The organism is Arthrobacter cheniae (assembly GCF_003602275.1).
In the GTDB taxonomy this organism is placed as follows: domain Bacteria; phylum Actinomycetota; class Actinomycetes; order Actinomycetales; family Micrococcaceae; genus Arthrobacter_D; species Arthrobacter_D cheniae.
Genome location: NZ_QZVT01000016.1, coordinates 20,181 through 32,063 on the forward strand (window position 1 = coordinate 20,181; position 11,883 = coordinate 32,063).

General features: G+C 61.1%; 16 protein-coding genes and 1 pseudogene. 12 read left to right on the forward strand and 5 right to left on the reverse strand.

Annotated features, from left to right (window positions below; translation table 11 throughout):
• Positions 1-334 precede the first annotated feature (334 nt).
• Entirely contained in the window at positions 335-1,009 is a 675-nt protein-coding gene (locus tag D6T63_RS17870; protein ID WP_120150619.1) for a hypothetical protein, read from the forward strand.
• 29 nt (positions 1,010-1,038) lie between these two features.
• Here D6T63_RS17870 and D6T63_RS17875 read toward each other — a convergent pair whose 3' ends face one another.
• The 4 genes and pseudogenes from D6T63_RS17875 to D6T63_RS20150 form a co-directional block, all read right to left on the reverse strand.
• Positions 1,039-1,542 (reverse strand): hypothetical protein, encoded by a 504-nt coding sequence (locus tag D6T63_RS17875; protein ID WP_147394435.1) that lies wholly within the window; start codon positions 1,540-1,542, stop codon positions 1,039-1,041.
• 39 nt (positions 1,543-1,581) lie between these two features.
• Positions 1,582-1,911 carry a hypothetical protein gene (locus D6T63_RS17880; protein ID WP_120150623.1) on the reverse strand — a complete coding sequence of 110 codons (330 nt, stop codon included), beginning with the start codon at positions 1,909-1,911 and terminating at the stop codon, positions 1,582-1,584.
• A 27-nt stretch (positions 1,912-1,938) separates the two neighbouring features.
• Positions 1,939-2,501: pseudogene (locus D6T63_RS17885) on the reverse strand (chloramphenicol phosphotransferase CPT family protein).
• A 611-nt stretch (positions 2,502-3,112) separates the two neighbouring features.
• Entirely contained in the window at positions 3,113-4,858 is a 1,746-nt protein-coding gene (locus D6T63_RS20150; protein WP_120150625.1) for an IS30 family transposase, read from the reverse strand.
• A 274-nt stretch (positions 4,859-5,132) separates the two neighbouring features.
• On the opposite strand from D6T63_RS20150, the gene D6T63_RS17895 reads away from it, so the two are divergent.
• From D6T63_RS17895 to D6T63_RS17945, 11 genes are all read left to right on the forward strand, one after another.
• Entirely contained in the window at positions 5,133-5,228 is a 96-nt protein-coding gene (locus tag D6T63_RS17895; RefSeq protein WP_235830849.1) for a recombinase family protein, read from the forward strand.
• Between the two features lie 114 nt (positions 5,229-5,342).
• The gene (locus tag D6T63_RS17900) at positions 5,343-5,642 is read left to right on the forward strand and encodes a hypothetical protein (protein WP_120150627.1); all 300 of its coding nucleotides are present in this window, start codon (positions 5,343-5,345) and stop codon (positions 5,640-5,642) included.
• Between the two features lie 23 nt (positions 5,643-5,665).
• Positions 5,666-6,151 (forward strand): hypothetical protein, encoded by a 486-nt coding sequence (locus D6T63_RS17905; protein ID WP_235830850.1) that lies wholly within the window; start codon positions 5,666-5,668, stop codon positions 6,149-6,151.
• A 176-nt stretch (positions 6,152-6,327) separates the two neighbouring features.
• Positions 6,328-6,798 carry a translesion error-prone DNA polymerase V autoproteolytic subunit gene (gene umuD, locus D6T63_RS17910; protein ID WP_120150629.1) on the forward strand — a complete coding sequence of 157 codons (471 nt, stop codon included), beginning with the start codon at positions 6,328-6,330 and terminating at the stop codon, positions 6,796-6,798.
• A 64-nt stretch (positions 6,799-6,862) separates the two neighbouring features.
• Positions 6,863-8,137, forward strand: coding sequence for a Y-family DNA polymerase (locus D6T63_RS17915; RefSeq protein WP_235830851.1), 1,275 nt, complete (start codon positions 6,863-6,865; stop codon positions 8,135-8,137).
• A 473-nt stretch (positions 8,138-8,610) separates the two neighbouring features.
• Entirely contained in the window at positions 8,611-9,054 is a 444-nt protein-coding gene (locus D6T63_RS17920) for a hypothetical protein (protein WP_147394437.1), read from the forward strand.
• Between the two features lie 209 nt (positions 9,055-9,263).
• Positions 9,264-9,533: a glutaredoxin family protein gene (locus D6T63_RS17925; protein ID WP_120150635.1), complete on the forward strand. Its 270-nt coding sequence runs from the start codon at positions 9,264-9,266 to the stop codon at positions 9,531-9,533.
• A 108-nt stretch (positions 9,534-9,641) separates the two neighbouring features.
• Complete coding sequence (locus D6T63_RS17930) at positions 9,642-10,202, forward strand: single-stranded DNA-binding protein (RefSeq protein ID WP_120150637.1); 561 nt, start codon at positions 9,642-9,644, stop codon at positions 10,200-10,202.
• 144 nt (positions 10,203-10,346) lie between these two features.
• The gene (locus D6T63_RS17935) at positions 10,347-10,622 is read left to right on the forward strand and encodes a hypothetical protein (protein ID WP_120150639.1); all 276 of its coding nucleotides are present in this window, start codon (positions 10,347-10,349) and stop codon (positions 10,620-10,622) included.
• A 239-nt stretch (positions 10,623-10,861) separates the two neighbouring features.
• Positions 10,862-11,119, forward strand: coding sequence for a hypothetical protein (locus D6T63_RS17940; protein ID WP_120150641.1), 258 nt, complete (start codon positions 10,862-10,864; stop codon positions 11,117-11,119).
• 3 nt (positions 11,120-11,122) lie between these two features.
• A complete protein-coding gene (locus D6T63_RS17945) occupies positions 11,123-11,380 on the forward strand; it encodes a ParB family protein (RefSeq protein ID WP_120150643.1) in 258 nt (85 codons plus the stop codon).
• Between the two features lie 117 nt (positions 11,381-11,497).
• On the opposite strand, the gene D6T63_RS19420 is transcribed toward D6T63_RS17945, so the two are convergent.
• Entirely contained in the window at positions 11,498-11,656 is a 159-nt protein-coding gene (locus tag D6T63_RS19420) for a hypothetical protein (protein ID WP_182977107.1), read from the reverse strand.
• Positions 11,657-11,883 lie beyond the last annotated feature (227 nt).

Below are 11,883 nucleotides of genomic sequence, written 5' to 3' on the forward strand. Positions count from 1 at the left end.
ATCCGGGAGCGGGTAGCGTCGAAGGACATGCCCGAAGTCTACTGATGGTTAGACAGACTAGCGGAACGCTTCAGACCCGGGCCAGTCAGCGCAGGACGCACTCCCTACGGACGCTGTTGCACCAGGTGTCCTCGGTTCAACACATCGATGGACTAGCCGGTGTACGCATTGGGCGAAATAGCCCCAATCACCAGGACCGGCATTCGCAGCGATGCTCCTTCGTGTGCTGTCGAGCCACGCATTTATATGCGCGCTGGTTCGAATTGCACTGTTGATCCGGGGCAACTCGTCGACTCAGGGGTGAAGCGGATCGAAGGTGATCTAGATTCAGCACATGGGTACAGCAGCCAAGGGCCGGACGCAGATCAAGAAGCTCCTAGTCCTCGCTCAGGAACAAGCCCTTCCGTTGCGCATTCTTCGTGACGCAGGCGGCTCGAGAACCGAGTTCGGTGTCGTGGTTGGCCTGTCCAAGGAATGGGTGGTTCTGGCTGAACTCCGCGAGGGGGTACTTCGAGATGGCTATGTGGCCTTTCGGACCAGTTCGATCAAGCGGGTTCGGGTCTTTGACACCTTTATAGGCTTCGTCTTTATAGGCTTCGTCCGGGACAACAATCAGTGGCCCCCGCACAGCCCGTTCCTCACCGCTGACCTCAGTGATCCTCAACCGCTCATACGGGCAGCCCTGGACACAGCAGGTGTCATCTCGCTGTACCGAGAAGATAAGCACCCCGAACAACTCCTCATTGGCATCCCAGTCAGGTGGAGCAAGAAGCATCTATGGCTCTTCACAATTAACGAACACGGGCAGTGGGAGGCGTTTCTGGACCGATTCCGTTTGCGGGACATCACAAGGATCGGCTTCGGCGGGATGTACGAACGAGCCGTCTCGGCCACGGCTGGTCCAATGCCAGAGGCAGTTCCCAAGAAGGACGATCGGGGGAAGAAGGTAAAACTGCCGTCGACCCTGTCTGCCCCAGCAGTAAGCGGTCAGTCCTCACCGTCCCGCTGAGGGATCCTCACCGAACGCTATCCGGTGACCTAGATCTGGGCTTGGGCCTCGCGTAAAACGGAATCGTGTTGCTCGCGGTCAAACGTATAGGTGATGGCGGAAGGAAACGGGAATCCCTCCACCTCTGGCCCAGGTTGGTGGGCTTGGAACTGGCTCCAGGTCACAGCGCCGTCGTGACGTTCGATGATGGCACTGGTCACGGCGCACTCGACATGCAGACATTGCCCGATGAGGAGCGGAACACGTCCGGGAAATTCCTCCCACTCGTCCTCGCCGAGCAGGAACCGTAGTGCGTCGCGGCCGGCGTCCCCGTAATCATCGTTGCTTCGCTGCAAAACAGAATAGTAGAGGTCAGCGGTGAGGTGGCGCCCTTCCTTCGGCAGCGACGACCTAGCCTCCTGCAGGATGAGCGCTAAAGGTCTACCGTCGATGGACCATTGCAGCCCTCCCACCTGAACGGCGGCACGACCCCAGCGTTGGCGGATGGAGACACCGCGCTCCAATGTCAGCTTGGACATGTCGTCATTAGTCATAATCGCTGCCCTAAATCTTCGGGACCCGCAAAGGCGTTATCACTGAAGGCTCCCCAGCTGCTCCGCTGGACCGACTAGCGAGTTGGGGCTAACGGCGAACTGCTCGGTCTGCGTAGCACCGACAACGACGCTAAGTGGTTCCGAGAACCACTTCTGCCAAATCGTGTCTATCTGATCGGCAGTGATTGACCCCTTGTTGATGAGCAGGCTTGCCATCGAATGCGCCTCGTTCGCGTACTCGTCCCACGGGGCACCGTCATGGCCGCCGGGTTCAACCCCGCTTGGGTCCAATCGGTTGAGCAGCACCGTGATGCTTTCAGTGATGCTCTTCTGTTCGTGCTTGCTCAATTGCATCTCATCAGGATGCATCAAAAGACAACTATCAGTAGCGATCCGTCAGGGGGCGGGTTCGCCGAGTGAGAGCCAGCTCGCGATGTCAGTCGCGCAGTCTTCGGTCGAACGATTCGTGGTGTTGACCTCGAAATCGTAAGTTGTGCCACGGTGCACGCTCAAAGCTTGTTGCCGAGCCATTCCTTCCACACGATCAGCGCGTTGAGCTTCACGTGATGCGGCGACATCAGGGTCGCAATGCACCCCGATCCACACCAGTTCCACCCGCTAAACGTGGACTGTAGACGCTTTTGTCCGGCACCCCCGGAGAGAAGCACCTCATCGAGAATCATGTGTGCCCCAGCCTTCGCCATACCACTTAGTCCGGTGTACCAACTGTGTTCTAGGGCTCGATGCTCGGTGCTGAAGGTGATCGTGCCATCTTGCTCGTAAGTAATTCCCGCCCGCGGACTGTTGCCCCGACTAGGAAGGGCTTCGATGAACGTGTCCACACCGAAGGTCAGCCATATGCCTGGAAGCACTTCCTGCCGAGCCCGAGTGATAAAAGATTTCCCAGAGCTTGAACCTCCGTTCAGCACCACTACGCGGGCATCTCGGTTCAACGACATTCCGCGATCCTAACCAAGAACCTCAATGAAGACCCGCCCGCAAGCCGGTCCTCCGCTAGGACATCTCTCGCCGGCCTGAGCGAGGAGGGACAGCCCATACGGATGCTGATGAGGTCGATTCCCGTATGACCTGCCCGAGATGATGCCCGGTGATGGTGCGGCGGATTCGAGCGGTCGACGCAACAGTGAGCTTGTTATGGACCTGTTGAACGTCCTATCTAAGTCTACCGAGCGTGTGCTGGAGCGCTCAGAAGGCGACTTGTTTAGGCGGTTTTTGGAATCAGGCAGTCGTCGTCACAGAGGTCGATCTGGGTGTCGTGGGTCGCGTCCGCGTTCTTTCCAATAGTCATCACGTTGGCCCTGAACGAACCGACGCAGGTTGACGATAAGAACAACGAGTACCAGAGCCTGAATGATTAAGACGATCCATACCCAGGGTGCCTCATAATCGGTGAGCATTAGGACCGCCAGACCCGCCAAGAGGATAGGCACCGGAAGGATGGCGGGGATAGCTGATGGTTTCTTGCGCGGTGCTTCCTGCTCGATGATGTCCCTTTCTCAGGTGCTCTCTGGGTTCGAAGTCGGCAGGTCGGGCTCGAAGAGCCTCAGGATCACACTCTTCGGAGTCTACTGACACCTTCCATCTCGGCGTGCAGGACGGCTGCGGGCGTGCGGTAACCAAGGCTTTTACGAGGACGAGTGTTCAGCTCGCCGCAGACCTCTCGAACTCGGTCGGCGGAGTGGACGGAGAGGTCCGTGCCCTTCGGAAAGAATTGGCGAACCAGTCCATTGAAATTCTCGTTCGCGCCGCGTTGCCAAGGGCTGGAGCGTTCAGCGAAGTAGATCTGCAGTCCGGTCGCTTGAGCTAGTTCCTGATGCCTTGCCATTTCCACGCCCTGGTCCCACGTCAGGGTCCGCTTCAAGTGGGCGGGTAAACCCGCCAAGGCGGTGATGATGGCGTGGTTGGTCAGGGCCGCGGTGTGTCCATACGGGAGGTTGATGACGATTCCGTAGTGGGTCTTCCGCTCACGCAGCGTCACCATCGCCGATATTGAACCGGGTCCGATGATGAGGTCGCCCTCCCAGTGCCCAGCTTCCGTTCTGGTCTCGACGACCGCTGGTCTGTCGCTGATCATGGTCATGTTTTGCACCACTGGGTCGCGGCCCGGGCCGGTTCTCCATCGGTGTTTGCGGATCTTCCGCCCCGTGCGCAGCCGCGGCTTACCCTCCATCTGCAATCCGCCGTGATCATGGAACAGCAGTGCCTGGTAGATGGTCTCCGGACACAGCCGCAGACCCGGATTGGTAGGGAAACGAAGGGAGAGCCACCCGCAGATCTGCTCCGGCGACCAGTGACTGGTGAGCTTGGCCTGCACCAGGGAGCGAAGGTGGGGACTCGCGGAGAGTTTGCGTTCCCTTGGCCGTAAACGTTGCCGGCTGGCATCATGATTAGCCACGTGGGGGAGGTACCGGCCCTTGATGTCACGATGCCGGTCGAGCTCACGCTTGATCGTCGAGGGATGCCGGCCCAGCTCCCGCCCAATAGCCCGCAAAGAGCACCCCATGCGCAGCAGGTCCGCCATCTGCAGCCTCTCCCGCAAACACAGATACCGCCCGGACGGTGGTTTAGTGCTAGCGCGTGGTCGTGCTGCTCTTTGGCTCCGGTACCTTGTCCCGATCGTTCTGCTCACGCCCAACATCCTGCAAGCTGCAGCGTTGGAAGCACCAGAGCCCACCAAATCCCAGTACCGCACCTCGCGCAGAACGCGTCGTTTCTGCGCCGGCGACAATGGGGCTGCCACTCGTTCGGCGATGACCCTAGCCGCGCGGATTGCGTCCCTGTCGAGCTGCTGCACCCGGGCCTTCTCAGCCTCGATCTCCTTCTTGTTCTGCGCCTCCCACCTGGCGGCTGTATTGAAGGACAAGCGCAGATCCTTCGTTACCTGCCCCAAGGCAGAGTGCCGCCGTAGCTCCACGAACCGCCGGTAGACCCACCGATACACGGTCGTATGCTTCAGCCCTACTGAAGCCCCTGCGCCCTTGAGACTCATACCGGTCGAATACGAAGCCCAAAACTGTTCTTCTACCGTTAGATCTAATTGCAGATGATGCCGTCCGTCATGGGTGAGGAACCATTCTTTCCATTCCTCGGCTTTGCTCGAGGCGAACCCGAGCTGGGCCTGAGCCTGTCCATGGTCTAGGCCTTCGGAGCGGAATCGAAGGTATTCATCGCGTAACCACCGGTACCCGACCCCTTTATCGATCCCGACCGCGCGGGCGGAAGGTTTGAGACCTTTGCCCTCCCGCATAAGAGCGAGAAACCTGACGCCCGTAGGCGAAGTGAACTGTTGATGCATCGAAGAAACCCCTCAGATGGGTGTTGCTTCGACCAACAGAATCCGGGGTGCCCTAACTGGTACAGGCTCCGCTGGTCTCGGACGTATTGGTTGTCCTGGACCAGTATGCCGAATACGAACGTATTCGCTACACCATTCGCCGGAGCCACCGATTCCCTCGTAACAGGTCGTTTCCTGTAGCAATACTCAGTGCCACAATCTATGTTTCACTTCTGCTCCTTGCAGGTGAGTTCCGCTACAGCGAAGGCATAGGACATCTTTTGGTTATGCGCGAGTGTCAACGACCGATCAGGACGCCGCTCTGCAGGTCGACGCCTTGAACGCTGCCGGGTGTTATCGCGTGTTGGTCGACACCAGTGCAATCAGGTGACTCCACCAAAGGGCCGAAGGCCGAGAGTGAAACCGTCAGAGTGATCTGCCATCATGCTTGAAATGATGAGGGCAAAACTTACTCGACCACACCGCTGTTGATCAGGAGCGCATCATGATCGGACTTATTCGCTGGTGGCTCACCTCGAGCATTCGGTACAGCTATCTGTTTGTGCGCGCCATCCTCCGGCTGCCGTTGATGCTGCTACCCATCCCATCACGCGTCCATAACCAGATCGCCGGCGCCCTGGCGGTCGCGTTCTGGTTCCTTGGCTTGTTCGTTCTGGTCGTTGTGTCCGACGTCCTGTGGTGGGGACAGCTCATGGTCGTTGCTATGGCCGCGCTGATCATCGTCGGTGTCGTGCAGATGGAGGGACGCCGCCCGATCGTCCGCCGGTCTGCTCGGGCCCAATGACGTCCTGGCGGAAGTAGCAGGCGATGAGGCTGCGCAGGGGAGAGGCTGACCGGTTCTGGGAGAAAGTCGTCAAGGGCCCGCGGCCGCAGGACTGCTGGATTTGGACCGGTGCCGTCGCCGATGACGGATACGGACGATTTTGGGTCGCAAGGGACGGCGAGCAGCGCGCCCTGCGGCCGCAACGCTACGCCTATGAACATTTCACCGGGGAAACCCTGCACTCGGGCGTAGCTCTCATGCACGTCTGCGACGTCCCGCTGTGCGTGCACGCCAGTGCAGGAGGAGAGACCCACCTGCTGCCCGGCACCCAAGCATTGAACATGTTGGACAGGTCTCAAAAGGGTCGGCACGCGAACGCCTCAACCTTCCGATGGCGAGGCGTGGGCCGCGCCCAGTTCCGCGCCCAGTCCGTCGAGCTGCGTTCGGCCCTCCTCGAGTACGGATGGAACGAGCCGATTATTCGACCCCTGCTGGCCGGCATCGACCCTCAGGCACCAACCCTCTTCTGACGCAATCGGCCCAACTCCGACCGCAGGGTTGTTTCGAGGATGACCTAATGCTCGCGACATCGGAAGGATCCGCCCCCGTGGTTGCTCGGAAGGCGGGCACCCTTTCGTGTCGGCGGTGCAGACTACGATCGATAGCTTGGGCCGTAACGACCCAGGACGGAAGGGAACGGAAGGTCATGGACGAGTTCGGTGCATCCGGTACGGCTCTGGGCAGGCCTGCTCCAGCTGCTGTCAGGGCGGGGCTCATGCCGTCAGGATTCGCGTCCCCTGCCCAGGACTGGTTCGAGGATCGCATCGACCTGAACCGACACCTCATCAAGGACATCACCAGCACCTACATCGTGCGGGTGTCCGGACACGCCATGGACGGTGCGGGTATTTCCGACGGGGACGAACTGATCGTCGACCGAGCCCTGCAACCCAGGGACGGATCCGTGGTCATCGCGGTCCTCGACGGTGAGCTCATCATCCGGCGACTCCGCATCACCAACGCCGACCCCAGCACCAACACCGCGGGTACTGGTGAAGGCACAGGTACTAGCGTCGCGCTGATCGCGGCCAGCTCCGCCTACCCGCCCATCCCCGTGCCGGATCCTGATGACCTGGTCATTTGGGGCGTGGCCACCCGATGCCTCCACCATGTCTGACCCCGCACCTCCTACCCAGCCTGGTCCCGGTTCTGCAGCCAGTCCTCTCAGCTCGGGTGTTGCTTTGGTCGACGTCAACAACTTCTATGTCTCCTCAGAGCGGGCCTTCGACCCATCATTGGAGGGACGCCCGTTGGTGGTGTTGTCGAACAACGACGGATGCGTGATCACCCGCAGCGCCGAGGCGAAAGCTCTCGGGATACCGATGGGGGCACCCTGGTTCCAGATCGCCGAGCAAGCCAAGGCCTGGGGGTTGCAGGTCCGCTCGAGCAACTATGAGCTGTACGGGGATATGAGCGCCCGCGTCATGGAAGTCCTCGGCCGATACACCACCGACCTCGAGATCTACAGCATCGACGAAGCGTTCCTCACCCTGGACGGCACCCACGGGGAACAGCACGTCACGGGCAGGATCATCAAGGCCTCCGTGCGGCGCAACACCGGGCTTCCCGTGTGTGTGGGCATCGCCCCGACGAAGACTCTGGCGAAACTCGCCAACCGGTGGGCGAAGGGCAACCCGAACTTCGACGGGGTCTGCCACTGGGATCTTGTCCCGGAAGACCAGCGGCAATCCCTGCTGCACAGGCTGAAAGTCACCGATATCTGGGGTGTTGGCACCAGGAACGGGGCACGCTTGAACGCCATAGGCATCGATACCGCCTGGGATCTGGCTGCTGCTGATCCTGTGCTTATCCGGAAACGGTTCTCCGTCGTCCTTATGCGCACCGTTCTGGAACTGCAGGGCACACCCTGCATTACCTCGATCGAATCCACCGGCAATGAACAGGTCTTCTTCTCCCGCTCCTTCGCCAACCCCGTCAATAGCAGGGACGCAATGCAGCAAGCCTTGAGCGTCTACGCCCAGGGCGCTGCCTCACGCCTGGCCCGCAAAAACCTCCAGGGAAGGGTGCTCACCGCGTTCGCCGGCACCTCACCCTTCAGTACCGGCACCAAAAGCTCGCCCAGCATCTGCATCCCGCTCCCGGCGCACACAGCGAACCCACTGGATCTCACCCGGGCCGCGCACAAGCTCCTGCCACTCATCGAAGAAGGCGTGCCCTATATCCGGGCCGGTGTCATAATCACCGACCTTCAACCCGTCGGAACACAGGACGCCCTTCTGACCCTTGACCTGGATTCCGGCGCGAACACCGGGCAAACCCCCGGCAAGGATGCCGGTCCACTCCTGCACGAGATCGGCCAGAAATTCGGGCGCTCATCCATCGGCCTCGGCCACGCCGGCTTGAAGGCAGGGTCGGAATGGACCATGAAACGCGACATGCTCTCACCCCACTACACCACCAAGTGGACCGACCTACCCGTCGTCAAAGCCCAGTAGAACCAGCTCGAACCACCTAGAACCGACCCGGAAAACCCCGCAACCACCGGCTAATGATGCCGGCACCACTGGTGACTCACATACAAAGCTTGCCCAGGGTTGTCGCTGGCGCTCAAACCATGGAAATGGTCCTCTCGCTTCGCTTCGGCCTGAATAGGCACGGCTGCTCCTTCGTCGCATCCAGTCCTGATCTGTTTACGCCGTTTTTGCTGCTGTCCTGCGGATTGTGCGTCCCCGCTCCGCAGCGTCAACCGGCTTCGCCGGCATCGGGCGCACCAATCCTGTCCGGCGCTCCTAGCGTCGCTTTTTTCCTTCCAGGACTGACGCACCCTCGCACCTACGGCGTTGAGCGCTGCTTGAGTCGGGGACGAGCGAGCGAGCTCGCCAGCAGGCAAAAAACAACGGGGGAGAGGGGCCACTGCTGGTCACCCAAGGCCTCCAGACCTCACCACCTGCATTGAAGGAGCACCACCGTGAACTCTCTAAATACTGATACCGCAGTTTTGGTCGGCACCACCACGAAGGACACCGAGGAGACCGTCGGCGCCCTGGTCCTGCCGGTCGATGACCGCACCGGCGACGGGTACGACTGGCTCGACAATCTCACCGGTAGCCCGTGGAAGGTCATGGGCGCGTGGGGGATCGATGGATGGGACGCTGAGTCCTGGCCCTACGTCTTCTTCGCCACCGCCATCCACCGAAACGAGATAGGCACCCTGTACGGGTACGGGACCTACGTCGAAGGCGACACCTACGCGCACTGGTACCGCGCCGAAGATGCCTGCCACCGGGCGATCACCGCCGAGGTCTTCTGGTACTGGAAGCACGGACAGGCCGACGGCCCCAGCAACCTCCCCGCATCGGCCGAGGAGCTGACCGAGCAATACACCAAGCCCTACGGGTGCATCCACCGCTAGACCAGCCCTACGCCCGACGAGGAATTGCTGAGGATTTACCGTTTGTACCTTGTCTCGCAGCAGGCAGGGCACAAGCAATTCATAGTCAAATAATCCCTTATCAATGCGGTTTTATCCTGTTTATTCAGATGAATAAAAGGTAGTATTGGTACCAGCAGCACAGCAGTTGACTCTTACTAGAACCGATACGTAACCAAGGACTGAGTGCAATGACCATCACCGTTTACGAGAAGCCGTCGGGCTGTTTCGGATGCAAGAAGACCAAGGAACTGTTCGACGCCGCGGGCGTCCAGTTCACCGCCGTGGACATCACCACCAACGACCAGGCCCTGGCCTACGTCACCGGCGAGCTCGGCTACAGCCAGGCACCCGTCGTGGTGTACGAGAAGGACGGCAGCGAGGACCACTGGTCGGGCCTGAACCCCACCAAGATCAGTCAGGTGATCGCCTTCGACACCGCAGCAATAACGCTCGTGTAAGCACGGAAGTACCGAGGTCTGTAAGTACGTGGACACGGAGAAACGGAAACACAGAAGTACTGCAATCAACGACAACACCAGCACCCATAGATAAGGCAGTTGAGCATCATGGCCGGAGAAACCGTCATCACCGTCATCGGAAACCTCACCGCAGATCCCGAACTCCGCTTCACCCCCAGCGGGTCAGCGGTCGCGAACTTCACCATCGCGAGCACGCCGCGCACGTTCGACCGGCAGACCAACGACTGGAAGGACGGGGAAACCCTGTTCCTCCGCGCGAGTGTGTGGCGCGAGTCGGCAGAGAACGTCGCCGAAACCCTGACCAAGGGAACCCGCGTCATCGCCCAGGGACGCTTGAAGTCCCGCAGCTACGACACCAAGGAAGGCGAGAAGCGCACCGTCATGGAACTCGAGGTCGACGAGGTCGGACCGAGCCTGCGCTACGCCTCCGCGAAGATCACCCGCACCCAGCGTGTCAGCTCAGGCAGCGGTGCGAATGGCCAGGGTGGGGGAGCGCAGCAAGGCGGACAGAGCAACCAGGGCGCCACCGCATGGCAGCAGCAGCCCGCCGATGATCCGTGGGGAGCGCCTGCCGGGACCCCGGCAGCGGCTGGTCCGGGCAGTGCCGGCGGGTGGGGGAACGGCCCCGAGAGCGAACCCCCGTTCTAAGCGTGGGACGGGTGTCCGGCTAGAGCCGACCACCCGTCCCGCACCACCTGACGAATGTCAGTAGTCGGCCTATGGTGCCGCCAGCGTTTCATCCCGAACCATTGACCGAGTACGTTCGATGCACCGGAGCGAAAGGACCACAGCATGACAGACGACGACATGACAGGCGACGACATGACGGACGACGAAACACCGGTGATTGTCGAGGCCGCAGACACGATTTATGAGGAGCTGCGCACGCTCTGCCATCACAGCCTGCCCGGTAGCTCCATCCCGGCCCCGGTCGCCTACAAGGTGCTGGGAAACCTCAAAGGCGTGGAGTTCATGCTGGCGCAGGCGCTCAACCAGCTCGCCGCCGGCCTCGGGAAGTCCCTGGACACCCATGACGTCTACGAGTTCGAGGGCCTTGACCCGGTTTAGTCGGTCGCCACAGCGACCGATCACCTGACCCGCGCAGCCAATCTCGCCAAGCAGCTCGGAGCCGAGCTCGCACAGGCGCAAAACGCCATCAGCGGACAGGGCTACCGGTAAGCCAGGGGAGTACGCATGAAGTCCTGCCCAGGGTGCACGGTAGGTCGAGTACGACGGGCATCTGAGGACAGGACGCCGATAGGAAGCCTAGAGCGTGACCCTGACACCGTGCCTGACAGACTGAACGGATGCCCGCGAATCGACCAGCACGTGACCAGGTGGCCGAATGCGCCGAGTGCGGCCCGACGTCTCCGCTGACGTTCACCGGGGACGGGACGCCGGAAGGCTGGGCGTACCTCGCGGACGCAGGAATCACCCTCTGCCCGCTGCACCGGCCGCGGATGCCCGACGGTTGGCGCGACGTCATCAGGATCTACAAGAAGGGCGAGTTGGCCGGGGACCCCAAGCCGCCGCCACCAGCAGGAGCTTTCGACGACGAGGAGTAGCAGGTGAGCAAGCACAAACCGGCGTCATTCACGCCCTACTTCACGCAAACCGACGCCGACCAGGTGCGGGCCGCGTTCCTCGCCGCAGGGCAGGCCGAGGGGTACCGGTCTGTGACAGACTTGATCGAAGCAGCCGTGATGCGTGAAGTAAAGCGCCTGCAGCGCAAGCACAACCAAGGCAGGAAGTGGGACCCGGTAGCACCGGGAGCCCTCCGGCCAGGCCGACGGACTCTCGAGGAAGAGAAGAACCGGGCCCTTTAGATTTCCTCGATGCAGGGGAATGCAAGAAACGGAAGCGGGAGCTGGTGGTGCAGCTCCCGCTTCCACCCTTTAACCCCCTCCGGTAGCCGGTTGCCGACACCGTGAACGGTTGCCCGCCTATCCCTCCGGGTCCTCACGTACTAAGCGACGGCGGCCCAACCTCGCCCCGCAGCCAGCCAGCAGGCCGCCTGTGCCCAGATCAAAGACCAGCGTGACCACCAAGGCCAGGCCGACTAAGAGGCCGAGCTGCACGAGGAAATCGGCGAGGTCACGCATGCAGCTCACCTCAAGGCGAGCACGCTTCCAGCTGTCGCTTCGCAGGTGAAGATCCATGTGGGTACCGCTAGCCGTGGGTGGCCGGCGGTTTAGTGCTTCCCGGGATTGTCGCTGGCGCTCCAACCAGGGCAATGGTCCTCTCGCTTCGCTCCGGCCTGATAAGGCCCGGGGCGTTCCTTCGTCCCACCCGAACCTTGTTGTGTCTACGACGTTTTTGCTGCTGTCCT